The sequence below is a fragment of the Rhizobium sp. YIM 134829 genome (assembly GCF_046546455.1).
In genome coordinates this window covers 74,648-98,563 of record NZ_JBKHKI010000001.1, presented here as the reverse complement: position 1 = coordinate 98,563, position 23,916 = coordinate 74,648, and the positions used below count along the sequence as shown (strand labels likewise).

The 23,916-nt window shown below is 65.3% G+C and carries 26 protein-coding genes and 1 pseudogene; 15 read left to right on the top strand and 12 right to left on the bottom strand.

Annotated features, from left to right (window positions below):
- The first annotated feature begins 91 nt into the window (after positions 1–91).
- The 4 genes from ACLE20_RS00520 (at position 92) to ACLE20_RS00505 (ending at position 2,906) form a co-directional block, all read left to right on the top strand.
- Positions 92–1,417, top strand: a complete 1,326-nt coding sequence (locus tag ACLE20_RS00520; protein ID WP_410938300.1) for a hypothetical protein — start codon at positions 92–94, stop codon at positions 1,415–1,417.
- Positions 1,414–2,214, top strand: a complete 801-nt coding sequence (locus ACLE20_RS00515) for a hypothetical protein (RefSeq protein WP_410938299.1) — start codon at positions 1,414–1,416, stop codon at positions 2,212–2,214. Before ACLE20_RS00520 ends, ACLE20_RS00515 begins: the two co-directional genes overlap by 4 nt.
- Positions 2,215–2,280: 66 nt before the next feature.
- Positions 2,281–2,544, top strand: coding sequence for an AbrB/MazE/SpoVT family DNA-binding domain-containing protein (locus ACLE20_RS00510; RefSeq protein ID WP_410938298.1), 264 nt, complete (start codon positions 2,281–2,283; stop codon positions 2,542–2,544).
- Positions 2,544–2,906 carry a type II toxin-antitoxin system PemK/MazF family toxin gene (locus ACLE20_RS00505; RefSeq protein ID WP_410938297.1) on the top strand — a complete coding sequence of 121 codons (363 nt, stop codon included), beginning with the start codon at positions 2,544–2,546 and terminating at the stop codon, positions 2,904–2,906. The genes ACLE20_RS00510 and ACLE20_RS00505 overlap by 1 nt, the downstream gene beginning before the upstream one ends.
- Positions 2,907–2,957: 51 nt before the next feature.
- On the opposite strand, the gene ACLE20_RS00500 is transcribed toward ACLE20_RS00505, so the two are convergent.
- Together ACLE20_RS00500 and ACLE20_RS00495 are read right to left on the bottom strand one after the other, a co-directional pair.
- Positions 2,958–3,842 carry a branched-chain amino acid aminotransferase gene (locus ACLE20_RS00500; RefSeq protein ID WP_410938296.1) on the bottom strand — a complete coding sequence of 295 codons (885 nt, stop codon included), beginning with the start codon at positions 3,840–3,842 and terminating at the stop codon, positions 2,958–2,960.
- Positions 3,843–3,942: 100 nt separating this feature from the next.
- Positions 3,943–5,421 carry a protein adenylyltransferase SelO gene (locus ACLE20_RS00495; RefSeq protein ID WP_410938295.1) on the bottom strand — a complete coding sequence of 493 codons (1,479 nt, stop codon included), beginning with the start codon at positions 5,419–5,421 and terminating at the stop codon, positions 3,943–3,945.
- Positions 5,422–5,572: 151 nt separating this feature from the next.
- Between ACLE20_RS00495 and ACLE20_RS00490 the strand changes: the two genes are divergently transcribed.
- Together ACLE20_RS00490 and ACLE20_RS00485 are read left to right on the top strand one after the other, a co-directional pair.
- A complete protein-coding gene (locus tag ACLE20_RS00490; RefSeq protein ID WP_410938294.1) occupies positions 5,573–5,821 on the top strand; it encodes a type II toxin-antitoxin system ParD family antitoxin in 249 nt (82 codons plus the stop codon).
- Positions 5,818–6,075 (top strand): annotated as a pseudogene (locus ACLE20_RS00485) (type II toxin-antitoxin system RelE/ParE family toxin); the annotation flags it as partial. The gene ACLE20_RS00490 and the pseudogene ACLE20_RS00485, both read left to right, overlap by 4 nt.
- 99 nt (positions 6,076–6,174) lie before the next feature.
- On the opposite strand, the gene ACLE20_RS00480 reads toward ACLE20_RS00485, so the two are convergent.
- The 3 genes from ACLE20_RS00480 to ACLE20_RS00470 form a co-directional block, all read right to left on the bottom strand.
- Complete coding sequence (locus ACLE20_RS00480; protein WP_410938293.1) at positions 6,175–6,645, bottom strand: hypothetical protein; 471 nt, start codon at positions 6,643–6,645, stop codon at positions 6,175–6,177.
- A gap of 127 nt (positions 6,646–6,772) precedes the next feature.
- A complete protein-coding gene (locus ACLE20_RS00475; RefSeq protein WP_410938292.1) occupies positions 6,773–8,869 on the bottom strand; it encodes a S9 family peptidase in 2,097 nt (698 codons plus the stop codon).
- Positions 8,870–8,988: 119 nt separating this feature from the next.
- Entirely contained in the window at positions 8,989–9,858 is an 870-nt protein-coding gene (locus ACLE20_RS00470) for a VOC family protein (RefSeq protein WP_410938291.1), read from the bottom strand.
- A 366-nt stretch (positions 9,859–10,224) separates the two neighbouring features.
- Between ACLE20_RS00470 and trhA the strand changes: the two genes are divergently transcribed.
- On the top strand, positions 10,225–10,881 hold the full coding sequence (trhA, locus tag ACLE20_RS00465; RefSeq protein ID WP_410939099.1) for a PAQR family membrane homeostasis protein TrhA: 657 nt from the start codon (positions 10,225–10,227) through the stop codon (positions 10,879–10,881).
- A gap of 75 nt (positions 10,882–10,956) precedes the next feature.
- Here trhA and msrB read toward each other — a convergent pair whose 3' ends face one another.
- On the bottom strand, positions 10,957–11,382 hold the full coding sequence (gene msrB / locus ACLE20_RS00460; RefSeq protein WP_410938290.1) for a peptide-methionine (R)-S-oxide reductase MsrB: 426 nt from the start codon (positions 11,380–11,382) through the stop codon (positions 10,957–10,959).
- Between the two features lie 663 nt (positions 11,383–12,045).
- Between msrB and ACLE20_RS00455 the strand changes: the two genes are divergently transcribed.
- The 3 genes from ACLE20_RS00455 (at position 12,046) to ACLE20_RS00445 (ending at position 14,320) form a co-directional block, all read left to right on the top strand.
- Positions 12,046–12,489, top strand: a complete 444-nt coding sequence (locus ACLE20_RS00455; RefSeq protein WP_410938289.1) for a MucR family transcriptional regulator — start codon at positions 12,046–12,048, stop codon at positions 12,487–12,489.
- Between the two features lie 414 nt (positions 12,490–12,903).
- Positions 12,904–13,386, top strand: coding sequence for a helix-turn-helix domain-containing protein (locus ACLE20_RS00450; protein ID WP_410938288.1), 483 nt, complete (start codon positions 12,904–12,906; stop codon positions 13,384–13,386).
- Positions 13,379–14,320 carry a DUF6456 domain-containing protein gene (locus tag ACLE20_RS00445; RefSeq protein ID WP_410938287.1) on the top strand — a complete coding sequence of 314 codons (942 nt, stop codon included), beginning with the start codon at positions 13,379–13,381 and terminating at the stop codon, positions 14,318–14,320. Before ACLE20_RS00450 ends, ACLE20_RS00445 begins: the two co-directional genes overlap by 8 nt.
- Before the next feature lie 43 nt (positions 14,321–14,363).
- Here the strand turns inward: ACLE20_RS00445 and ACLE20_RS00440 are convergent, their stop codons facing one another.
- Together ACLE20_RS00440 and ACLE20_RS00435 are read right to left on the bottom strand one after the other, a co-directional pair.
- Entirely contained in the window at positions 14,364–14,804 is a 441-nt protein-coding gene (locus ACLE20_RS00440; RefSeq protein WP_410938286.1) for a SufE family protein, read from the bottom strand.
- Positions 14,805–14,875: 71 nt separating this feature from the next.
- Complete coding sequence (locus ACLE20_RS00435) at positions 14,876–15,352, bottom strand: DUF5330 domain-containing protein (RefSeq protein WP_410938285.1); 477 nt, start codon at positions 15,350–15,352, stop codon at positions 14,876–14,878.
- Between the two features lie 552 nt (positions 15,353–15,904).
- On the opposite strand from ACLE20_RS00435, the gene ACLE20_RS00430 reads away from it, so the two are divergent.
- From ACLE20_RS00430 to ACLE20_RS00420, 3 genes are all read left to right on the top strand, one after another.
- Positions 15,905–17,449: a sensor histidine kinase gene (locus tag ACLE20_RS00430; RefSeq protein WP_410938284.1), complete on the top strand. Its 1,545-nt coding sequence runs from the start codon at positions 15,905–15,907 to the stop codon at positions 17,447–17,449.
- A 64-nt stretch (positions 17,450–17,513) separates the two neighbouring features.
- Complete coding sequence (locus tag ACLE20_RS00425; RefSeq protein WP_410938283.1) at positions 17,514–18,494, top strand: peptidoglycan-binding protein; 981 nt, start codon at positions 17,514–17,516, stop codon at positions 18,492–18,494.
- 132 nt (positions 18,495–18,626) lie between these two features.
- The gene (locus tag ACLE20_RS00420; protein ID WP_410939098.1) at positions 18,627–19,007 is read left to right on the top strand and encodes a DUF1491 family protein; all 381 of its coding nucleotides are present in this window, start codon (positions 18,627–18,629) and stop codon (positions 19,005–19,007) included.
- Positions 19,008–19,036: 29 nt separating this feature from the next.
- Here the strand turns inward: ACLE20_RS00420 and ACLE20_RS00415 are convergent, their stop codons facing one another.
- Positions 19,037–20,164, bottom strand: a complete 1,128-nt coding sequence (locus ACLE20_RS00415) for a DUF2336 domain-containing protein (protein ID WP_410938282.1) — start codon at positions 20,162–20,164, stop codon at positions 19,037–19,039.
- Between the two features lie 386 nt (positions 20,165–20,550).
- On the bottom strand, positions 20,551–21,336 hold the full coding sequence (locus ACLE20_RS00410) for an SH3 domain-containing protein (RefSeq protein WP_410938281.1): 786 nt from the start codon (positions 21,334–21,336) through the stop codon (positions 20,551–20,553).
- A gap of 362 nt (positions 21,337–21,698) precedes the next feature.
- Here ACLE20_RS00410 and ACLE20_RS00405 point away from each other — a divergent pair, with 362 nt between their 5' ends.
- Both ACLE20_RS00405 and ACLE20_RS00400 read left to right on the top strand, forming a co-directional pair.
- The gene (locus tag ACLE20_RS00405) at positions 21,699–21,980 is read left to right on the top strand and encodes a hypothetical protein (protein ID WP_410938280.1); all 282 of its coding nucleotides are present in this window, start codon (positions 21,699–21,701) and stop codon (positions 21,978–21,980) included.
- A gap of 95 nt (positions 21,981–22,075) precedes the next feature.
- Positions 22,076–22,555 carry a hypothetical protein gene (locus ACLE20_RS00400; RefSeq protein WP_410938279.1) on the top strand — a complete coding sequence of 160 codons (480 nt, stop codon included), beginning with the start codon at positions 22,076–22,078 and terminating at the stop codon, positions 22,553–22,555.
- A 103-nt stretch (positions 22,556–22,658) separates the two neighbouring features.
- Here the strand turns inward: ACLE20_RS00400 and ACLE20_RS00395 are convergent, their stop codons facing one another.
- Both ACLE20_RS00395 and ACLE20_RS00390 read right to left on the bottom strand, forming a co-directional pair.
- Complete coding sequence (locus ACLE20_RS00395; protein WP_410938278.1) at positions 22,659–23,237, bottom strand: DUF1254 domain-containing protein; 579 nt, start codon at positions 23,235–23,237, stop codon at positions 22,659–22,661.
- Positions 23,230–23,817, bottom strand: a complete 588-nt coding sequence (locus ACLE20_RS00390) for a DUF1214 domain-containing protein (protein WP_410938277.1) — start codon at positions 23,815–23,817, stop codon at positions 23,230–23,232. The genes ACLE20_RS00395 and ACLE20_RS00390 overlap by 8 nt, the downstream gene beginning before the upstream one ends.
- Positions 23,818–23,916 lie beyond the last annotated feature (99 nt).

Genomic DNA, 23,916 nt, shown 5'->3' with positions numbered 1-23,916 from the left:
GGCCTACAACTCCGCCGATGCCTCTCCCCAGCCTTGAAACCGCCCCGTTCTTCATCCTCTGTTTACCAAACAGTTTTCCGGAGAGAACCGAATGGCGCTGGGCGCTTCCCACCGATTGGCCGATGGCGTCGAAGCCGTCGAAACTATGACGCGCTTTGCGCTGGCCGTGCTGGCACTCGCCTCCGGCGTCTATACCTATCTCGGCGTGCGCTCGATCCTCGACGGATCGGCCACCGCCGTCTTCTTCGCGGCGATGATCTATTCCTGCGCTGTCTCGGTGGCGATCTATGCCTTCTGGACCTATATGGCCCGCTTCTTCCCGCATATCACCAGCCGCTCAGGCCGCACCGCCATGCTCGGCATCATGGCGCTCGGCTGCGCGATGATCATCGCCATGGCGAGCTGGCTGAATGCGGCGGCGCTCGCCGGCTCGGCCGCGGTCGAGCAGCATCTGGCCGAATCGATCCAGGACTACACCGCCGATCTCGACCGCGCGCATGAAAATGCGCTCGCCGCCCAGAGCCTGCTGCCTGATATCCAGCGCGCGTCCGAACGCTTCCAGCGGTTGTCCGACCAGGAAAAACAGAGTGGTGCGCTGACCGGCACGACCGGGGCAGGCAGCGTGGTGCAGCTTCTCGCCCAAATGGCCGCGCAGCTGCGCGAGCTGGAGGCCGGCATCAACGCGTCCCGCGACCAGGTGACGACGCTCTTTGCCGAGGGTCAGGCGCGCATCTCTGCCATGCGCACGCTGCTCTCCTCGCCGGGCGCGATCGAGCCGCGGGCGGACAAGTTCTCCGAGGAGGCGGTGGCGCTGACGGGGACGATCGCGGCGCTGGAACAGACCTCGATTGCCGGCTCGGTCAAGCGCGCGGCGGAGGATCTCTCGCTCGGCTTCATCGCACCGGTGGCAAGTGGCCTGGAGGCCGATCTCGTCAACCGCCAGGATACGGTGATCGCTACCATCCGGACCTCCGTTGCCGCGCAGTCCAAGGTGCTGTCCGACGCCGCCAATCAGATCCTCACCCGCGAGCCTGTGCCGGAGCGCCGCTTCGTACCGCTTTCCGGCGCCGAGGCGGTGCTGCTCTATGCGTCGGACTTTATCCCCAGCTGGGCGGGCGCGATCTCGATCGATCTCCTGCCGGCCGTGCTGGTCTTCATGCTGGCGATTGCCCATGCCTCGCTGCGCAAGCAGGAGGAGGGCATGGCCTTTGCCGAGCGGATCACCGCGGCCGAGCTGATGGAGGCCATGCGCGTGCAGCGGGCGCTCGCCGCCAATGGTGTCGATCTCGACGCCCTGACGCGCCGCGAGAACGAGCCGGGGAGGACGGACGGCGAGAGCCCGACGGCGGAGGAGCCGTCCAACATCACCAGCCTCGACCTGCCGGCCAAGGGCCCGCGCAAGGGTCCGCAGCCATGAGAACGGTCGATGGCGGGATGATGTCGGGGCTGAAGGCATTTTCGGCGCGGGTCGACGATGGCATGCTGATGCGCGCCTTCTTCCATCTTCTGCTTGCCGCAGCGCTCATCTTTGTCGTCATCGATTTCCGCGAGATCGTTGCCCAGAATGCAGCCGCACCCTTCGATCCCGCCGATCCGGCTGTGCAGCCGATCCTGCCGCCCGCGTTGACGACCGGCGAGCCGGAGAATGCACCGGGCGATGTGACCACCAGTCCCGACATGCTGAAACAGGCGATTCGTTTCGACCTCCAGCCGGGCGGCGTGCTCATCGCACGTGGCGCCATCGATCCGGGCGCGGCCGAGCGCTTCAAGACCGAGATCGAGGCGCGCGGCGAATATGTGAAGGTCGTCAGCCTCGACTCCCCCGGCGGCTCGGTGGCCGATGCGCTCGCCATGTCGAAGCTGATCCGCGACCGACAGCTGAACACCGAAGTCGCCGCCGGCGCGCTCTGCGCTTCCTCCTGCCCGATCGTCATGGCAGGCGGCGTGGAGCGGCGCGCGGCCGAGGACGCCGTGATCGGCGTCCACCAGGTCTTCAACGGCTCGCGCGAGCAGCTCTCGCCGGAGCGCGCCATGTCGGAAGCCCAGCACACCACCGCCGAGGTGACCCGTCATCTCGACGCGATGGGCATCAAGCCCAGCCTCTGGCAAAAGGCCATGGAAACCCCACCCGACCGCCTCGCCTATCTCGACGCCAAGACGCTGCGCGAGGTGGGGCTGACGACGGAGGGGACGAAGGCGGCACGGGCGAAGTGATGCCGTTCTGTATTCCGTCATTCTGATGTGCTACTGTTGTAGAACATGAGGTCAGGGGTGAGGCCGATGACGGTGACGACGAAGATCAGGAGGCAGGGCGGTGCTGCGATTATCACGCTGCCGGCAGCCGTTTTGAAGTCGATCCGCAGCGAGATCGGCGACGATCTTGCTCTGACCGTCATCGACGACGGACTGCTTGTGAAACGAGTCAATGCGCCGCGTCGCCGCTACACGCTCAGCGAATTGCTGGAGGGAGCGGAGGATATGGCCGCGATGAATGCCTCTGTCAATGAGGCGATGGACGGTGATCCCATCGGAAACGAAGCCTGATGATCCGCAGTGCGGTTCCGAAGCGCGGCGACGTTTACTGGATCGACCCCAATCCCGCTGCCGGGCGGGAAATGAAAGACTGGCATTGCTTCGTGGTCATCACGCCCCAGCCGATCAATATGCTTGGCGTCTCCATGACGGTGCCGATCACCACCGACGGTGATTTCACAAGACGCGCCGGTCTGGCTGTCGCCGTGACCGGCCACGCGATTAACGGCGTTGCGCTTTGCAATCAGGTTCGCTCTTTCGACATACCGGCCAGGGTTCAGCAGAAGCGCGCGCGCTATCAGGAAACCTTGGATAGCGCGACGATGGACGCGATCATCGACCGCGTCCTCAGCGCGATCGATCCCGCGACGTAATCCGTCTAATTCGAGATGCGCGACGAGCGGCTGAGCGGCTGAGCGGCCTCGTCAAAGATCCGACCCCTTGCCATGCGCCCAGTCCATGTAGAGTTCCAGCGTCTTGCGCGCGACAGGACCTTGCTGGAGCTCGCGGTCGTCGAGGCGGATGATGGGGACGATCTTGGAGTAGTTGCCGGAGGTGAAGATCTCGTCGGCCGCCAGGAAATCCTCGACGGTCAGCGTCGCTTCCACCACCTCGAAGCCGCCGGCGCGCAGCAGAGCGATGACGCGCGAGCGGGTGATGCCGGCGAGGAAGGTGCCGTTGGCGACGGGGGTGAAGACGACGCCGTCCTTGACCATGAAGATGTTGGAGGAGGCGGTCTCTGCCACATTGCCGTTCATATCGCGGGCGAGCGCATTGTCGAAGCCGCGGGCGCGCGCCTCGATCAGCATGCGGCCCGAATTGGGATAAAGGCTACCGGTCTTGGCCATGGTCATCGCCACCTCCGGGCTCGGCCGGCGGAAGGGTGAGAGGGTGATGGAGGAGGGTTTGGCCGTGTGCATCGGCGCTTCGAACAGGCAGAGCGCGAAACGGGTCGACTCCGGATCGGCGGCGACGACGGAGGCCGCCTGGCCATGTTCGGCCCAGTACATGGGCTTGATATAGATCGCGGTCTGTCCGTCGAACCGCTTGATGCCATCCCAGGCGAGCGCCTCGATCTCGTCCGCGGCCATCACTGCGTTCAGGCCCAGATTGACGGCCGAGCGGTTGACGCGCTGGCAATGCAGGTCGAGATCCGGCGCGATCCCCTCGAACCAGCGGGCGCCATCGAACACGGTCGAGCCGAGCCACATGGCATGCGAGGTGGGGCCGATCAGCGGCGGGTTGCCTTCGATCCAGTCGCCCTCCACGAAGGTCCAGGTTTGACTGCGGGGCGCTGTATCGACGGCCATGGTCTTCTCCTTGCTTCTGCCGGCCCCTCCTTAGCGAAGATTTGCCCGCGCGGGCACGATGGGTCGATCAAAACATCTGATGGATGCGGCGCATCCGTGATCAGGTGCCGCAGAAGGTGCGCAGCACTTCCTCGCCGGCGCCCGGCGGCTCGGCGAAGCGGGCGAGCGCCGGCTGGTCCTCGTAAGGATGGGCAAGCACGGTGCGGAGCGCCTCGAACAGCGAGAAGTCCGCTTCCGCCTGGGCGGCTGCGATCGCCTGCTCGATCCGGTGGTTGCGCGGGATGAAGGCAGGATTGACCGCCTGCATGGCCGCCGCGCGGTCGGCTGCAGCACGCCCGTCGCGCCCCAGTCGCGCCCGCCAGCGGGCGAGCCAGGCGGTGACCGGCTCGGCATCCTTGAACAAGGTCAGCATGTCGTGCTCGCCGCTTTCCCCGATGGCCTTGGCGAGGCTGCGGAAGGTAAGCGTGAAGTCGGCGGCCTGTGCCTGCATCAGGCCGAGGAGGTCGCGCACCAGCTCGAGATCCTCGGGATTGTCCGCACCGTCGAGCCCGATCTTGGCGCGCATGGCGGCCGACCAGTGATGCTGGAAGCGGTGGCCATAGTCGGCGATCACCGCATTGGCAGCATCGACGGCGCTCGATTCGTCGGGCCCGAGCAGGGGCAGCAACGCCTCGGCCAGCCGCGCGAGGTTCCACTGACCGATTGCCGGCTGGTTCTGGTAGGCATAGCGCCCACCGCGATCGATCGAGGAAAAGACCTTTTCCGGATCATAGGCATCGAGGAAGGCGCAGGGGCCGAAATCGATGGTCTCGCCGGAAATCGAGAAATTGTCGGTGTTCATGACTCCATGGATAAAGCCGATCGACAGCCAGCGGGCAATCAGGAAGGCCTGGCGCTCGGCCACGGCCTTCAGGAGGGCAAGCGCGGGGACTGGGTCGTCCTGGAGCTCGGGATAATGGCGGGCGATGGCATAGTCGGTCAGTTGGCGGAGAGCCGCCTCGTCGCCACGCGCTGCGAAGTGCTGGAAGGTGCCGACGCGCAGATGGCTGGCGGCGACACGGGTGAGGACCGCGCCCGGCAGCACTTCTTCGCGATAGACCGGCTCGCCCGTGACGACCGCAGCGAGCGCCCGGGTGGTGGGAAGACCCAGCGCATGCATGGCTTCGCTCACCAGATACTCGCGCAGGACCGGCCCGAGCGCCGCCCGCCCATCGCCGCGCCGTGAATAGGGAGTCGGGCCACCGCCCTTAAGCTGGATATCGCGTCGGCGTCCCAGCCGGTCGATCACCTCGCCAAGCAGGATCGCTCGACCATCGCCGAGCAGCGGGACGAAATGGCCGAACTGGTGGCCGGCATAGGCCATGGCCAGTGGCTCGGCGCCCGGCAGCAGGCGGTTGCCCGAGAAATAGGCCGCACCCTCGCGCTCCAGCATGGCCGCGTCGAGGCCGAGTTCCTCGGCCAGCGGGCGGTTGAAGGCGATCAGCACCGGCGCCTCCACCGCGGTCGGTTCCACGCGGGTGAAGAAGGGCGCAGGCAGGCGCGCATAGCTGTTGTCGAAGGGAATCACGGTCTCGGTCATTGGGATAAGGTAGGGATGCGCTGGGCGCAGACAACCCTTGAAGGTCGGCCTTGCTCAGGCGCCGCCGGGCCGGTATTTTATCGCCAGTCGCCAGTCGCCAGTCGCCAGTCGCCAGTCGCAAGCTGAGCGCCATTTGCCCGGAGCCTTCTGCGTGGAAGACATCACCCTCAACCTGCCGGATGATGTGCTGGACACGATCCGCTCCGAGGTGCGCTCCGGCGCCTATGCCTCCGAGAGCGAGGTCGTCAGCGCCGCGCTCCGCCTCTTTGCCGAGGAGCAGGATCACCAAGCGGTTCTCGACGCCATCCGCGCCAAGGTCGCCGCCTCGCTCGCCGATCCCCGGCCGCCTGTCAGCCTCGACGAAGCGCGGAGGCGATTGATCCGGACCCGCGTGACGTGAAGCGCCGAGCCGTTGTCCTGCGAGAGCAGGCCATGGATGATCTGGCTCACCTTCGTGACTACATCGCCGAACAGACTGGCATTCTGACGACGGCCGAGCGCTATATTGAACGGGTGCTGGCACGCTGCGAAAGGATCAGCATCGCTCCTTTCGCTGGGCGACATCGCGACGACCTCCGTTTTGGCATGCGGATGGTCGTGTTCGAGCGGAGCCTTGTGACGCTCTATGTCGTGCTCGAGTCTCAGGTTGAAGTCGTATCCGTCCTTCCGGTAGGCGGGACTATGCTGTTCTCGCCATCCTCAGGCTGGGCAGGGCGGAGGAGCCGCAAGATCCAAACCACAACTGGACTTTCATCACGCCCGCTTCGCAAGCTCGCTCTCGTGCTTGTCCTCGGCCTCCTTGCCGCCGAGCTCGCGTTTGATGCGCTCGGCGATTTCCTTTTCGATGGCCTCGCGCTCTTCCGGCTTGGCCGCCTTCAGTGACTCCTCAGTCAGGTTGTGATCCTTGAGGTATTGGGCGCGGATGCGCTCGGCTGGTGTCATGCGGGACCAGGTCAGGAACTCGTCCGCGGGAGACTCGGCCTTCGACGCTGAAGCAGAGCTGGTGCCAAACGTCGAACCGGCCAGGACGGAGGAGAGCTTGATCGATGGGCTCTGGGCCGGAGCCGGCGTCCAGCTGCCGGGCGCGGCGCCGCCCTGCTGCGTGGCGCTCTGACTAAGGCCAGCCTCGGCCAGAACAGAGAAACGATCGTCACCGCCGCCGTTGGCGGAGCCATTTCGCTTGTCGAAGGGGGAGCGGGGCCAGCCCGTTGCTGTCACATGCATCGCAGAGCCTCCAGAGGGAACTGGGCCGTATTTTAGCGATGAATGTTGTGCGAAGCCTGCGACCTTTCAGTCATCGAATGAGCGGGAATGGGGATCGCCCTTTCCCGCCCTTTCCCGCCCTTTCAGGTCAGGCTTCGATCCCGGCGACCTTCAGCGCGAAGGCATATTCAAAAGCGACTTCCTCCAATCGCTGGAAGCGGCCGGAGGCGCCGCCATGGCCCGCGCCCATATTGGTCTTGAGCAGGATCGGGCCGGTGCCCGTCGTGTGGGCGCGCAGCTTTGCGGCCCATTTGGTCGGCTCCCAATAGGTGACGCGCGGATCAGTGAGGCCGCTGAGAATCAGGATCGGCGGATAGGGCTTGGCGCCGACATTGTCATAGGGCGAGTAGCTGGCGATATGATGATAGGCCGCCTCGTCCTCGATCGGATTGCCCCATTCCGGCCATTCCGGCGGGGTCAGGGGCAAGGTGTCGTCGAGCATGGTGGAGAGCACGTCGACGAAGGGAACGGCGGCGATGATGCCGGCGAATTTCTCCGGCGCCAGATTGGCGACCGCCCCCATCAGCATGCCGCCGGCCGAGCCACCCTGGGCGACCAGCTTGTCATAGGCCGTGAAGCGCGCGGCGACCAGGTGATCGGCGGCGGCGATGAAGTCGGTGAAGCTGTTGGTCTTCTTCTCCATCTTGCCGTCTTCGTACCAGGCAAAGCCCTTGTCCTTGCCGCCGCGGATATGGGCGATGGCATAGACGAAGCCGCGATCGACCAGCGACAGGCAATTGGTGTTGAAGCTCGCCGGGATCGCCATGCCATAGGCGCCATAGCCATAGAGCAGGCACGGGGCCGAGCCATCGAGCGGGGTATCCTTGCGATAAAGCAGCGAGACCGGCACCTCTTCGCCGTCCGGCGCCTTGGCCATGACGCGGCGCGTCACGTAGTCCTCGATCCGGTGGCCGGACGGCACGTCCTGCGTCTTCAACAGGCGGCGCTCGCGCGTGACCATGTCATAGTCGAAGAGCTGGGCCGGCGTGGTCATCGAGGAATAGGAAAAGCGGATGACGGTCGTGTCATATTCTGCCGCGCCGTGCAGGCCGAGCGAGAAAGCTTCCTCGGCAAAGGCGATCGCATGTTCCTCGCCGCTCTTGCGATCGCGGATCTTGATCTGCGGCAGGCCGTTCTCGCGCTCGAGCCAGACGAGATGGCCGGCAAAGGCCATGTGGCTGAGGATCAGCCGGCCCGGCGTATGCGGCACGACCTCGCGCCACTGCGCCCGCTCCGGCGTCGCGAAAGGCGCCTCGACGATCTTGAAGTCCTTGGCGCCATCGGCATTCGTCAGGATGTAGAAGACATCGCCGCCTTCGACCATTGAATATTCGAGCCCGGTCTCGCGGGGTGCGACCACCTTCGGCTCGGCCGTCAGGTCGGAGGTCGGGATGAGGCGGTACTCGCTGGTCTCGTGGTCGTGAATATCGATGAAGATGACATCGTCGAGCAGCGAGCCGCCGACGCCCATGAAGAAGCCCGGATCCTCCTCCTCATAGACGAGCCGATCGGCCGACTGCGGCGTGCCGAGGATGTGATGGTAGATGCGCGAGGGACGATGGTTATCGTCGAGCAAGGTGTAGAAGAAGCTCTTGCCGTCCGGCGCCCAGACCCCGCCGCCGCCGGTGTTCTCGATCTCGTCCGCGAGGTCGGAGAGCGTGTCGAGATCGCGGATGCGCAAAGTGAAATATTCCGATCCCTTGTCGTCATAGCCCCAGATACCCCGGGCATGGTCGGTTGAGTGGTCGAGCCCGGCGAGGCGGAAATAGTCCTTGCCCTCGGCCTCCTTGTCACCATCGAGCAGCACCGCGCGATCGCCGCCCTCACGAGGCTCGCGAAAGTAGCGCGGCTGCTCGCCGCCGGTCACGAAGGCCGTGCCATAGGCAAAGGGCCCGTCCTTCACCGGAACGGAGGAATCGTCCTCCTTGATGCGGCCGCGCATCTCGGAAAACAGCACCTTCTGAAGGGTTTCCGTATCGGCCATGGCCGACGTCATATAGGCGTTCTCCGCCTCGAGATGGCTGCGGATCTCAGGATCGAGGATCGTGGTGTCCTTGAACATGGCCTGCCAATTGTCAGCCCTCAGCCAGGCATAGTCATCCGTGCGGGTAATGCCATGCCGGGTGTCGGCAAAGGGCTTGCGGGCCGCCACGGGGGCGTTGGGCAGAGACTTGAAAGGGGACAAGGGCGGAGCGCTCCGGCTGAAGGGTTCGGCCGAGAGATAAAGGTCGGGACTGTTCGGTTCAAGCGCGCAGCGGCGGGAGGTCGCGGGATGATGGCGCCGCAGCCTCGCGGAAGGAGGCTTCAGGCGGAGAGCCTGAGGCCGATGCCCCAGGGGTCGGTGAGGCTCACGCTCTGGCCGATGCGGGTCACGGGGATCTCCAGCCGCTCGAGTCCGGCCAGCGCCTGGTCGAGCCGATCGGGTGAGGAGACATGCAGCGTATAATCGGCAAGCCCGGCCATGCCGGCCGGACGCGGGCTGGCGTGACGGGAGTTCCAGATATTGGCGGCGACGTGATGATGGTAGCGGCCGGAGGCGAAGAAGCTGGCGCCCGGATAGGTGGCCATCAGATCGAGCCCGAGCACATCGCGGAAGAAGTGGTTGGCGCCCGGAATATCCGAAACCTGCAGATGGATATGGCCGATGGCGGTGCCCGGCTGCATGCCGCCCCAGGGCCCCTTGTCCGCCTCGTCATAGAGCGCCTGCAGATCGAGCCGCTCCGTTGCCATCTTGACCATGCCATCCTGCAGATAGGTCCAGTCCGTCCGGGGACGATCGCGATAGACCTCGATACCATTGCCTTCGGGGTCGGCGAGATAGATCGCTTCCGACACGAGGTGATCGGACGCGCCCTGCAGCGGAACGCCGGCCTGGACAGCATGGGCGAGCCAGGCGGCAAGGGCTGCCCGGTCGGGAACGAGAAAGGCGGTGTGGAACAGGCCGGGCGCGTTGCGGGGCTGCGGAACCGCATCCTTCGCCTCGGTCAAGGTGAGAAGCGGCAGGCCGGCGACGCCGAGCGTGTGGCCGTGTTGGCTTGTTTCGATCAGCCGGAGGCCCAGGATCTCCCGATACCAGCTGGACACCATCGTCAGATCGGCGACGCTCAGATGCGCATGGTCGACATGGGTGGGCATGTCGAGGGCCGTGAGACCGGCGAGGGTCGGTTCAACCATTTCAAACCTCCTTGGATCCGAGCAGTACAGACGGCGATAGGGGCCAGCCAGCCTGCAGGGATCAGCTTTCGCCAGTTACTGTCCTCCATCCTCGCCGCCCATACTAGGCGGGGGAACGAGGATGCTGCGTTCGCTCGGCATTGACGATCCCTTATCGGCTTGACGGGCGTCGGCTTCCTCTGTCAGCGTATAGTTACAAATGAGGTGTTGGACGATCAAAACGCCGAAGCGTGCAGGGTTCGCCGAAAGGGGGGGCGCGGCGGCAGAGTGAGCGGCTTGCCTGCCATATCTTCGCCTTGACGCCTGCCCATCATCCTTGCGTGCGGTGGCGCGGGCCTCGGACGCGGTGACCATCAGGAGCGAATGTTGCAGATCGAAGGCGTCAAATGGGACTATGACCGCTCGGAACTCATCGCCGACGGGATCGTGCATGGGGTCGGGCTTCTCGCCGCCATCATCGGCGTCTCGGTGCTGCTCGTGCTGGCGAGCACGCATAACAATGCCGGGCAGATCGCCGCGGCGGCGATCTATGGCGCCGGGCTGATCGCCACGCTCGGCATTTCCTTCGCCTATAATCTCTGGCCGATTTCCCGCACCAAGGCCGTGCTCCGGCGCTTCGATCATTCTTCGATCTTCATCCTGATCGCCGGCACCTATACGCCTTTCCTGCAGAACGGCTGGAGCGATCCCTTCCTCTTCTCAATGCTTCTGGCGCTCTGGGGCATCGCCGCCTTCGGCGTCTTCATCAAATGCGCCTTTCCCGGCCGGTTCGATCGCCTGGCGATCCTGCTCTACCTCGCCATGGGCTGGAGCGGCGTGCTGGCCGCCGAGCCCCTGGTAACGCGCCTGCCGGAGGGGACGCTGCTCCTGATCCTGATCGGCGGGATCGTCTATTCGGCCGGGGTGATCTTCCATGTCTGGGAGCGACTGCGCTTTCAAAATGCGATCTGGCACGGCTTCGTCGTGACCGCCGCGGCCATCCATTTCTCCGCCGTACTCTCCGTCCTCGGCCAATCGGCCTGAAACATTCGCCCAAAGAAAAACCCGGCGGCAGCAGGCTGCGCCGGGCTCTCCTGTCGTCACGACATCGAATCGGGATCAGGCCGGGTCGAAGGTCAGGGCGACGCCATTCATGCAGTAGCGAAGGCCGGTCGGCGGCGGACCGTCCGGGAAGACGTGACCGAGATGGGCGTCGCAGTCGGCGCAGCGGATCTCCGTGCGGGTCATGCCATAGGACCGATCGACATGTTCGGTGACCGCATCCTCGCCGATCGGCGCGGTGAAACTCGGCCAGCCCGTCCCGGAATTGAACTTGGTCCGTGCATCATAAAGCGCATTGCCGCAGCAGACGCAGTGATAGATGCCGGGCTTGCCCAGTTCGAAGTCGGGACTGGAGAAGGCGCGCTCGGTGCCGTGCTGACGGGTGATGCGATATTGCTCAGGCGTAAGCTGTGCACGCCATTCCGCATCGCTTTTCTGAACCTTCGGCTCTGTAGTCCCGGTCTTCAGTGATTGTTCGCTCATCATGATCTCCTCTTCACAGATCCGGATCCGGGTTCCGATACTCGCTCCATCATATAGGCATCGCTCTGCCGAACCCAAGAGTTGGCAACCTTCAGATCATCGACATTTGAGAAACTTTAATCTTACATCGCGCGGACTCGCTGTCGTCGAGGCAATCTTTTTCTTGATTCGCTCTTCGAAAGCCTCTCCTTTCGAAATGAGGCCTAAATGTGCTTGAATTTCAACCTGAAGGGCAGGATTGGTCCGCATGGCTTGTCGATGTAACGGATAGTTGCGTCTGTGCGATATCGCTGAGACATCGGCGGACATGGATCGTCAGAGATTAAGTTGAAGGAACGCCAAAGAGTGAAAAATTTATTTGGTGGTTCTCTTCTGGAGTGTTAGATCAGTATCGGCAAAGTGTCCGTCTGGAGAATACTATTGGCGGCAGCCTCGATTGCGACATGACGTGACGGCGATGAACTGACATTGTCCATAAGAGACAGGTGAGACATCTTTCGCGTGTGAATGAGGTTGTCTGCTACCGTTCGGCTTCTTCTTCCCTTGAGGATGAGGGTCGTTGCTTGCCTGTCTCTGGCAGGCGGTTCCATGGCGCTTCCGCACCTTCCGCCGCGCAACTGCGCGGCGTTGTTGAATTGTACTGGTCCGAAGGAGAACCATAGAATGAGTGATGCACCGTCCGAAGGGGCAAATGAATTGCTGGTGGAACTGACCGCTGAAATCGTCGCGGCCTATGTCAGCAACCATGTCGTCCCGGTTTCGGAACTGGGAACCCTGATCGGGGACGTCCATACCGCGCTGAGCGGCACCGGCAATCCGGCTCCGGTTCCGGTGGCCGTTGAGAAGCCGAAGCCGGCCGTCTCGGTCCGCAAGTCGGTGCAGGATGATCAGATCACATGCCTGGAATGCGGCGGCGGCTTCAAGTCGCTCAAGCGCCACTTGATGACGCATCATTCGGCGACTCCGGAGGAATATCGCGAGAAGTGGGATCTGCCGTCGGACTATCCGATGGTGGCGCCGGCCTATGCCGAGGCACGCTCGCGTCTCGCCAAGGAAATGGGCCTCGGCCAACGCCGCAAGCGCCGCTCGACCGCCGGCGCCAAGTAAGGAAGAAGGCAGCGCTCAGGAGAGGCGCCGGGCTCAGAAGATCGAGCCTGCCTCTTGTCACCGCGAGACTTGAACGTAAGCCGGGACGGACCCTTCCGCCCGGCTTTTTTTCGATTCTCCTCCGAACGCTGGAAGTGTGGACGATCAATCAGAAACGCAGAGGACCCTCGGCCGGAAGGGGTCCTCCGTGCTCTCGAACGATGCGGTGATTATGGCCGCGCCTTGAGCGCGGCTGCTCCTCCAGCAACAAGGTCTCGAAAGCCTCGCTGGATGAGGAAAAAAAGCCTATTTCAAACAAGGCCATCGCGGGTGTAGCGGCTGTTCTCAACACAAAATTGTAGATTGGCGGTAGTCAACTTCCCCGGTTCCTGACTAGGATATATGAATTAATTCCTAATCTGGAAGGAGTTGTTCATGTCCCTCTCCCGCGCTTTCGCCGCCATTCCCCGCGCCGCGTCCCCCGGATCGGCCCCCTTGCTCAGCCGCCTCGCGGGGCAGGGGGTCCTCCCCGCCGCGGCGGAGCCTGCCGCAGACCAGCAGAGGCTTCCAGGCGCATACCCGTTGAGCAGCCTGCCGGTCCGGATCCGTTGCCGTATCGTGCGGCAGATCACGACCGAGATGGTGATGCTCGTCGAGGACCGGCTGACCCATCGGCGTGACCGTCGGCGCGCCTCCACCCATATCCGGCAGATCGCCATGTATCTCTGCCACGTCGTCCTGCAGCTGTCACTGACGGAGATCGGCGCCGCGTTCGGTCGTGATCGCACCACGGCCGGCCATGCCTGCAACGTGGTTGAAGACCGGCGCGACGATCCCGCCTTCGACGATTTCGTCTCGGCGGTCGAGCGGGTCGTTTCCGCGGTGTTCGGTGCGGGCGCTGGAGGCGAGGATGCGTGAGGGCGGGGCCGGGACGACCCTTGCCGCCCTGCTGCGCCATCTCGCGGCGGGTCCCGCCCGCAGCCAGCGGTCCGAGACAGGTGCCGGGATCCGCCTCGAACGCGCCGACGGGACAGCACGGATGATCGCATCGTCGCTCCTCACCGAGGCTGTTTCGCGCGGGCTTGTCATCGAAGAGGGGGAAGAGGTCGCTCTTACCAGCCCTGGCCGCGCCGCGCTGCGCCGGCACCTGGCGGCAAAAGGGCTTTCCCACCCGCTTGCCCGCGGCGAAGGCGGCGGCGCAGAAGGCTCGGCAGGCCAACTGGGCGGCGGGGTGAGGGGAAGCGCGCTGAAAGGAAGCAGTCGCGTGCCCGCCGCAAGCCCATCCTCAGACCCCGATGACCCAGGCGGCTTTGCCGCGCAGCACCGGGCAATGGCCGAGCGACCGCTTGTCGAGGGCGGTGAGGTGCGCATGGTGCGGGTCAATCTCGGCGAGTCGCCGCTGGCCGGCCTCGCACGGCTGAAGGAGAAGTCGGGTGCGCCCTTCCTCAGCGAGGCGGCTCTTTCCGCCGGCGAGCGGCTGCATCGCGATTTCACGCGCGGACAGATGCAGCCGCGGCTGATCATGGCCTATGCCACGCGGCTTGAAACGCCGACCGCCGGTGCACAAGCCCAGGCGCTGAGCGACAGCGCGCTCTCCGCACGTGACCGCGTGACCGCGGCGGTCCTGGCGCTGGGGCCGGAACTGAGCAGCGTCGCGCTCGATATTTGCTGCTTTGAAAAGGGGCTGGAAACGGTCGAGCGCGAGCGGCAATGGCCGGCCCGTTCCGCCAAGCTCTTGCTGCGCGCAGCACTGATGGCACTCGCGCGCCACTACGAACCGGCCCCGCGCGCGCGGCGAAGCACCCATGCCTGGGCGGCCGAGGGCGGGCGGCCGATCGGTCCGCGCGGGTAAAGGCCAGGAACGCAGGATTAGGAATGGACTGGCTGCCCGCGCCTCAGCGGAGCCGGGACACCGCGTCGTCCTGAATCCGCTTGACCATGGAGCGCAGGCCGTTGGCGCGCTGGGCGGTCAGGAACTCGATGAGGCCCATCTGGCCGAACAGGTCGAGCGCATCGGTGGCCGCGATCTCTGATGCCCGCTTGCCGGAAAAGATCGAGAGCACGATCGCCACCAGCCCGCGCACGATATGGGCGTCGGATTCACCCTCGAAGGTCAAAACGGGATCGGCACCCTCTCCGGCATGGGTGACGAGCCAGACCTGGCTGGCGCAGCCGCGCACCTTGGTCTCCGGGGTGCGCTTCTCCTCCGGCAATTCCGGCAGGCTTTTGCCGAGCTCGATCACATAGCTCATGCGGTCCTGCCAGTCGTCGAGATAGGCGCAGTTCTCGAGGATTTCGGAGAGGGGCGGGGGCGTGAAGGTCGCGGTATCGGTCATGCGCGCTCTATAGCGCAGATCGGCTCGAGAGACGACAGGCTTTCGCGCCTGTCTTCCGAGAGCCGACCCCCTCAGTGGCGTCCGGCTGCGGGATCCAGGCGCCATTCCGGAACGGGAATGCGGCGGAGCGGCAGAGCCTCGGCGGCTTCGGCGCCGTGATCGGACGCTCCAACCGTGGCCAAGGCGGCGTCGGCCTCAGGATCCTGGCGCTCGGTCGTCGTGGGCTTCGGCTCGGCGATCGTTCCGGTCATCACCGGATCGCCCTTCGAACCGAACTGGGCGTCGAGCAGCTCGTAGGCGATGCGCGCGCCTTCCCGGGCACGGTGGCCAAGTGCCGTGAAGGTCTCGGCGCCCTTGACGCAGACATCCGGCTTTTCCGAACACAGGCCGCTCAGATAGCCGAGCGCTTCGGTTGCAGCGGTCACCGTATCGGCGACGTCAACCTTCGCCGCGGTGGCCTCCGATTCCGGCGCCTCCTCGCCGACGAAGAAGGGCAGCACCAGCAGCACGACTGCAAACCAGAACGTTCCCTTGATCAGAAACCACATAATGCACTGCTCCCGTCGAATGCCCGGCTCAGCTTCAAGGTGAGGAACGCGGATCATTGCTCGCCCTATGGACACTAGAGAGAGGGCGAAAACACGGCCCTTAAAGATCCCGCCGAGTTTTCCACGAATTTCGCTCAAATGCCGAATGCCGGCTTTTGACTCCCATTTGAGTTGCATTTGAGCATTGCCCGTTAAGGCTCGTGGCAAAGCCGCGCGCGCCAGGGCCCGGAATGGCGGGATTCATGCCGGGCAACGCCCGACACACTCCTTAACGTCAACCAAAAAACAACCACATTTCCGATGCTTACGCCTCGTTAACCACGTCGGCCGATGCTTCGTCGAAATGGCACGGATTGACCATTTCGGGGCACTCGACCCCCTGCCGGAAGCCTCGATTTAGAGCTTCGTTAAGCCGCCGGTGCGACAGTCGGAGCGGGCCGGACAGGGTGGTGGACACGCTTTCCGACCCCTCATAAGCACCGGCAGCAGGATGCGGCTGGAAGAATGAAAAATGCAGGGTCAGGCGTGAGCGTATTGCGGAACAGGTTTGCCATGAGCGCGCGAAAGGCCCCAGACGGCGCAGCCGGGCAGATCGCCTCTTGCGGAGCGCCAGGCCTGGTTGGCGAGGCGACGACAGGGTCGCTCGCGCAGCCGGGTTCCTCCTTCGCCCGCCTTGCCGGCGCCATCGCCCTCATTGCCTTTCCGGTCGCCCCTTTGGCGCTGTCCGCCATTCTTCCTGCCTCGCTGGCCCTGCCGGTCGGCGCCGGTCTTGCCGGCGCGCTGACGCTGGCGGGCGGTCTTGTCGGCCTGCGCGGGACCATGCAGCGCGAACCGGCTGATATGCCGCCCGCACTCCCCCGCCAGGCACCCGTTTACGATTGCTTTGCCGGTCTCGTCACGCTGCATGATCCTCGTGGCCTGGTCACGGCGGTCCATGGTCGCGACCGCGAAGCCCTGCGCCTTATGATGCGCGACCCGATGGGGCGCGGCTTCGTCGAACAGATTCATGTTCTCGACCGGATCGCTTTCTTGAGCGCGCTCGACCAGATCCGGCAGGGCGCGCCCGCCGCGACGGTCGATCTGCGCATGGAGCGCGGCAGTCTTACTCCCGAGACGGCGCAGTTCCTGCACTTGCGCTGCGAGCTCGCCGGCCAGTGGGAGGGTGATCTCCTGCTCGGCATCCTCGTCCAGTCGCGCGACATTTCCGCGGAAGTGGCGTTGCGGGCGGAAGCGGCGCGCAAGACCGGCGAGGCCGAGCGCGCCAACGAGGCGAAGACGCGCTTCCTCGCTGCCGTCAGCCATGAGCTGCGCACGCCGCTCAACGCCATCCTCGGCTTTTCCGACATCCTGTCCGGCGAATATTTCGGCAAGCTCGAGAATGACCGCCAGCGGGAATATGTGGCGCTGATCAACCAGTCTGGCGCGCATCTGCTTTCGGTCGTCAACACGATGCTCGATATGAGCAAGATCGACGCCGGCCGTTACGAGCTGATGGCCGAGCCCTTCCCGATCGCCGAAGCGGTCAAGACCTGCGAGCAGATGCTGGCACTGCAGGCGGAAAAGCGCGGCATCACGCTCATCGCCCGCGCCTCGCGCGGCCTCGGCGAGATCCATGCCGATCGCCGTGCCGTGCAACAGGTTCTGATCAATCTCGTCGGCAATGCGCTGAAGTTCACCGAAGCCGGCGGCGTGGTCACCATCGATGCCGATCAGGTGGGGACCAGCCTGCGCCTTGTCGTCGCCGATACCGGCATCGGCATTCCGGCCGACAAGCTGGCCATGCTCGGCGAGCCCTTCATGCAGGTCCAGAACGCCTATACCCGCCGCTATGAGGGCACAGGCCTCGGGCTTTCGCTGGTCAAGGGCCTCGTCGGCCTGCATGGCGGCCTGTTCGACATTGCCAGCCGCGAAGGCGAGGGCACGGTGATCACCATCACCCTGCCAATGGACGGTTCCGGCATCGTCTGCCCGGCCAACGAGGAAGCGACGGTGCTGACCGAGTTCCCGCCGCGGCTGACGCTGAAGGCGGGGATGATCAGCGGCGAGAGCGAAGAGGGAGGGCTCGCGCTTGGCGCCACGCACGCGAAAACCGCCTGAACCAGCCCGCAAAGCAGGCGCGGCCAAAAAGACGTCTCGCGCGGCGTCCGGCAAGAAGCAAGGCGTGCTGCGCACACGGCGCTCGATGCTGCTGCGCGCCTGCGCTGCGCTCTTCGGGCTGGCGGCGCGCAATCCGGCTGTGTTCGGCGGATCGGCAGCCTTTGCGATCATCTTCGGCTTCGTGGCTGCCAATGCGCTCTGGTACCAGCCGGGCGCTCATCCGTCGCCGCTGATGCGCACGCGGCTGCCCTTCACCCACCCCAACCCCGCAAGCCTGAACCCCTCGACCAAGGAGCCGCAGACCGGCAAGGTGACGACCTTCGTCATCGAGCGCGAGGCGGATGTGGCGAAGGCGCCGGAGACGTCGATCGAGTCGGTGATCGCCGCCGATGGGCTGGACGAACCCGCTGCGCCGGCCGCGACCGGCGAGCAGACTGCCAGCCTACAGCCGGCGTCCCGCGCTCCCGCCGCCCTGCCGCCGGCGCGGCTGGCGGCCCCGACGATGCCGCAGGAATCACCGCTCGACGAGGAGGATCTCGTCCGCGCGGTGCAGATTTCGCTGATCGCCCGCGGCTTCTACGATGGTCCGGCCGACGGCCGGCCGGGTCCAAAGACCAGTGCCGCCATCCGCGCCTATGAACGCGCCTCAGGCCTGCCGGAGACCGGAGCTCCGACACCGGCACTGCGCGTTGCCCTTGCCCAGGCGGCACCGCAGCGGCAGATGGCCGCCGTGACTCCGGCCGAGCGCCCGAGCGTGCCGAAGCCGAGCCGTGGCGAGCTCGACCCGGTGGCTGCAGCGATCCGCGCGGCCGACGGCGCTTCTCTTGCTGTTCCCAAGGCGGACGTCCCGGCCTCCGATGCGACTGTCATGGCGATCCAGCGCGGCTTGAAGAACCTCGCCTATACGGAAGTGCGCGTCGATGGCATGGCCGGCGAACAGACCCGCGCCGCTATCCGCCATTTCGAAAAGCATTACCGCCTGCCGGAAACCGGCGAGCCGAACCCGGCCGTTCTGAAGAAGATGAAAGAGATCGGCGCGCTCTGAGAGCAGGGTCTTGGTGGAAGGCCGTGTCTTTACCGAGGCGCGCGCGCGGGCTAGAGCCTGCAGCGGCTGCATCCCTTGCAGCAGAAACCCTGCCGGACGGCCTTCGCGCTCGGCGAGATCCGGAGTTTCACCATGCGCCTGCGCACCGATATTTTCGTCTCAGCGCTTCTTCGCCGCGTCTTCGCGCAAGGTGGCTTTGCGGCGGTGCTGCATAAGGGGGCAGAGGAGGCGGGGGCCATCTTCATCCGCCAGCGCGGACGTCTCGGCGGCGAAACCCTCTATGCACCTGCGCCACAGAGCCTTCTCGACGAGGGGCCGCGTCCGGACCGGTTGTTCGAGCTCAGGCTCTCCGAGGCCGAGCCGGGCGCGGTGGACGCGGTGCTCGACCGCGAACTGCGCTTCGACCCGGATTGCTGGATCCTCGAACTCGACATTGCCGAGCGGGGCGACCTCTTCGCACTTGTTTCGCCGGAACTACCGCATCAAGGCTCGGACGACGTCTTCCGTCGCTGATTGCTCCCAGACCGGCGTGGCAGATCGCCTCAGCGCAGCTTGCGTTGCACCAGACGGCGGGGCTGGAGGACGTCGCCATGCTGGCGCTCTGCAGGCCGGCGCGGGTCGCTCGGCCGAACCGGGCCTTCGAAGGGGCGATGAACAGGCGCAACGCGCATCTCCGCGGCGATCCACTCCATGAGACGGGCGCGTGCATCCTGCGGATCGATGGCGGCGAGCAGGGCGGCGCAGCGCGCTGCGGCCATCTGCTGGGCGGCAAGGGCGGGATAGAGCGCGGAGAGGATGACGGTCGCGTCCCGCGGCGGAACCTGCAGGGCGGCCAGCGCGAGTGCCAGCTGCTGGCCGGAGGAATCAAGCACCAGCCGCTCGCTGAGCGAGGGGGGGCAGCCAAGCGCGGCGGCGAGCGCGTTGACCAGCATATTGACCTCGCCCAGCCGGGCGAAGCGAACGAGAACGGCGGCGGTGGTGGGCGCAACGCTTTCGGGCATCGCCTGCGGCGAGCGGGGTGCGCCCGGCGCCCGGACAAGCGCCTTGAGTTCGCGGCGCAGCGCCTCGTCGCGGTCGATGGCGGAACGTCCGTGATCTATCCTCGCCGATGCAGCGGCCGCGTCGAGCCGGGGCATCGCCTCCGGTGCGGTCGTCTTCCGCCTGGCAGCGGGAGCAGCGGCGATCTCGGGCGGCGTTTCGGGAAGGCGGGAGGGAAGCGGACGGGACTCACGGGCCGGACCGGGTTCCAGCTGTGCGCCCGTCTGGCGACGCTCGACCAGCGCATCCACCACCGCGACCGAGAGATCCTCCCGGCGCGCAATGGCGGCGGCGTGGGCAGGGCTCGACTGACGGATCACAGAGAGCAGCACGCGGTCGCTGATCGCGGCGGCCCGGGTCAGAAAGATCGCGGCGATGGCGATCGGGGCGCTGGCGAGCTGGCGCGCCACGCGATCGGGCACATTCGGGCAACGGGAGAGGGCGGCGGCGGCCTGGCGACGGGCCTCGTCGCTGGCGGCGAGAAAAAGCGGCTCGAAGAGCTCGGCGAAGAGATGCAGATCGGAAAGCCGCGGCCGGCGAAGGCTCTCGAAACTCGTGACCGTGGCCATGAGCACCGTGTCCTTGACCCGGCCCGACTCCGGACTTTCCAGCTCGCGAAAACGGTCCGCCACGTGATCCATCCCTCTCAACGCACAACATGAGACTGATCCAGGCCGGGGCCATCGGTGCTCAATCCGGCTGGAGCGGTGCGGCAAGGTCCCGGGAAGGGGAGGAAGCTGGCTACGAAGAACCGGCAGGACACCGATTTCGCACCGCGCACTGACGCAGACTGCGACACAACTTCAACGTAGCAGGGCGTGGTTAATGGGGACTTAAGCCGTCAGGTCGAGTCGTGTCGCGACGAGACGAAAAAGGGGCGGAGCGGGGCGGGAGAGGCGGGCGCTGGGCTTGGAAAAAGAAGGCGGCGTCACGCGTCTGGAGGCCGCGTCACGCCGCAAGATGGGTATCGATTGCCGGCCGGCGGATGTGCCCGCCGGCCGAGGGAATGGAGACGGGTTCAGCGGCTGTTGCTGCAGTTTTCGTCATTCGGGCCGCAGACCGCGCGCCGACGCGGCCTATCCTGAAGCGCGTCTGTGTTCTCGCGCCGTTCGATGCGCTCGCGACGATCCTGGCGCTCTTCGCGTCGGTTATCGATGCGCTCTTCCCGGCGGTTCTCAATGCGCTCCTCGCGGTCGCGGCGGCGGTCGCGCAGTTCGTCGATCCGCTGGCGCTCTTCGGCCTGAATGTCACGGCGGCGCTCGCGGATTGCCTCCTGGCGCTGGCGGTCGCGCTCGGCCTGGTCGCGCAGACGGTCGCGATCATCCTCGAAGCGATCACGGCGATCCTCGCGCTCCCGGATGTAGCGGCCGGGTGCGCGATCGTCGCGATAGCTATCCCGACGATAGACGTCGCGGCGCCAGACGTCGCGATCCCGGTAGAAGGTCCGATTGCGATAGTGGCGGTCCCAGTAATTGTCGATCTCGAAGGTGACGGTCGGGATGCCGAGCGGCTGGTAATATTGCGGCGCCAGCACGACGCGGTTGGTGCGATAGACGGTCTGGAGATAGGAGGCTGAGACCCAGCCCCGGCCGCTGTAGAAGGACACGTCGCACCAATTGGCGGTCGACAGGCAGCCATGGATCTCGACCGACGTGCCCGCCGGAATGACGACGACCGCCGGATAGGCCGTGCTGGGGCCCGAACGCATATTCACATTGGCCGTCGAATAGCCTTCCGCGGCCTCGGCGACGACCGGCAGGAAGAGGGCTGCGGCAAGCGCAGCGCCCGACAGGATGGCTTTCACGTCGATCACTCCCTTCAAACACTGGTGGCCTTATCGGGCCATCTCAGGACGCATTGATACGGCGGCCGGTGTCTGCCGCGGGATGCGGAGACTGGGTTCGAGCGGCCGGCTGGCGATCAGCAATCGTCGTTTTTGTGTCATTTCTAGGATCGCGTCCGAGGGATGGGCACAGGCAACGATTAGTCTTTCACCAGCGCACGAAACGTGTGGATGGTCGGTTCGTTCCTCCGGGCGACATAACATGTTCATGAGCACGATTTCGAGCGCTTCAGCAGCAGGTCGACCGCTTGCAAGAGGGAACTAAAGCAGGTGCGGCGCGTTAAAGAGCCGGTGTCCACGAAAGCGTCTAGGAGCTTCACGCTATGGCCGACAAGAATTTTGCGACAATTGGCGGTGCCGAGTCCGAGGTTGAAGCCTCGATCGCCAAGGCCGACCTCGATCGGCAGGTAGCCGATCTGCGTGCCGAGATCGCACGACTGACGGAAACGGTCACCAATATCGGCAGCGGCGCCAAGGCCGTCGTCCAGTCGGAAGCCGAGGTGCTGACCGAGCGCCTGCGCGACCGCGTCCGCGACGAGCCGGTGACGACGCTGCTGACGATCGCCGGCGTCTCCTTCGTCCTCGGCCTTCTCGCCCGCCGCTAAAAAGCGGCCGGACCTGCACGCTGGAGTGTGTCGATCCAGCTCCGCACAGTCCTCGCAGACGATTATTCGCCCGGCGCCGCTTGCCGGGCGAAGCTATGACCGGGATCAGCGGCAGGTTTTCGACGATGTCTTCTATCGCTAAGGTTCGTAAGTCCAAAATTAAGACCCTGTTAACGGGCCTGTGGCGAAATGTTTTTGCAAGACGCACTCAGCAGCCGGCCGAACCCTCCGGCACCGAGCGCCATGACGAGGTCCGGATGCGTCCGGGAAAAGGAGAACCGAGAAGAGCGCCGATTTTCGATCGATCGATCCAAGCATGGCGCGAGCCCGAAGAGGGCAGGATGAAATGGGTGTCAAGTTCATCCGTCTCGACCATGTCGATGGAGACGAGAATGACGAATGTGATCATGCTGAAGGATCACCTTTCGCGATCGAGACAAAGAAGCGGCGAGCTTCCGGCCGATCGCAAGGCGGCGATCCTGATGTTTACCGGCATCCGCTACGAGCGGATGGACGACCGGCGGGCCGACGCGCCCCCTTCGTCCCCGCTACCCGGCGCTAACCAGAAACACTGACAGCCTGCTTCGACTGCAGGCACGGATCTGCTGTCGGCTTTGCCTGGCAGAGACCGACGCCGCATTCCTCCCGCATGCCGTCTCCATCCTGACCTCAGCGGACTTATCGTCCGATCGGCTCGCAGCCCGCACCCTGCAGGAAGCTCCGCGCCGCTTCCTCGAAGCTGTTCGTCGGCGCGAGCGCGCGGAGAACCGCGTAGCCTTCCTCCTCCGGCATTTCCACCATGATCGACTGAGACAGCGTCTCCACGGGCCTCTTGCGCAGGTCGACGAGCTGCAGCGGCGTTGCCGCGACCACATCGACCTGGCCGTTGACGGCGGTCGCATTGTTCATGCTGAAGACTTCGTTGGAGTCGGCGTCATACAGGGCGAGCGACCAGAAGGGCACGCTGCCCGCCGCGGTGAATCGCACCGGGCCGCCCATGACGGAGAAGCCGCAGACGGCGACGCGCAGATAGGGATCGTCATTCGCGAGCCCCGTCGGCCCCGGCTCTGCGGCGAGCGGGAAGAAACTGTCCATTTCATAAAGGCCGAGCACGCGGCTATAGGCATCGCCGCCGGTGAAGCGCGGCAGTGCCAGGATGATGACGATATGGAGGAGAAGGGCGCCGATCAGCCCCAGGCCGATAACGAAGAGCCCGGTGCGCAGAAGGCGAAACGGAGAGATCCGCTGCTTAGCCATCGACACAGTCCCCGCGCGTGATCGTCGGCATGACGAGCTCCGTGGCGCCGGAGGAATTGGCGGTCGGCGCGTCGAGGAGGGTGAGGACGAGCCGGACCGGCCCGCGATGGGCAACCGCCATCCAGTTGCCCGGCTGCGCTTCAGGGGAGACGGTGATGGTGAAGCTGCTGTCGCTCGCCCTGAGGACGGTCCAGGCATTGAGAGCGGTGGGGCGGCCCGGCGCATCGGACAGCGGCGTATCCCTCGAATCGGTCGCAAACAGCGTCCAGAAGCGAGCGGGCGGGGTGCGGCCGGCAATCACATAGGTGCAGCCGCCCTGCAGAAGCTTGCCCTCGCCATCCGTCGCCGCAACGAATCGCATGCCTTCGGCGCGGCCATAGAGCAGGCGTCCGGCGCGGGCACGATGCGCCTTGGCGTAAGGGTCGGTCTCGGCCGTCTGCGCATCCGGAAAGGCCGTCCAGGGGCCGAGGCGGACGGCACCGAAGCCGATCGTCGCCTGCAGGGCCATGATCGTGCCGCCGATGCCGCCACCGAAGGCGATGGCAAGAACGAGGGCAACGAGGATCGGGACGCGAAACATGGCGGCGGCGGCTTTCAGCGGGCGAGCCGGAGACGAAGAACGCTTAAGGGACGCGTCGCCGGGCGGCCGCGAAGGGCCGGCTGCTCGATGTGGCACACC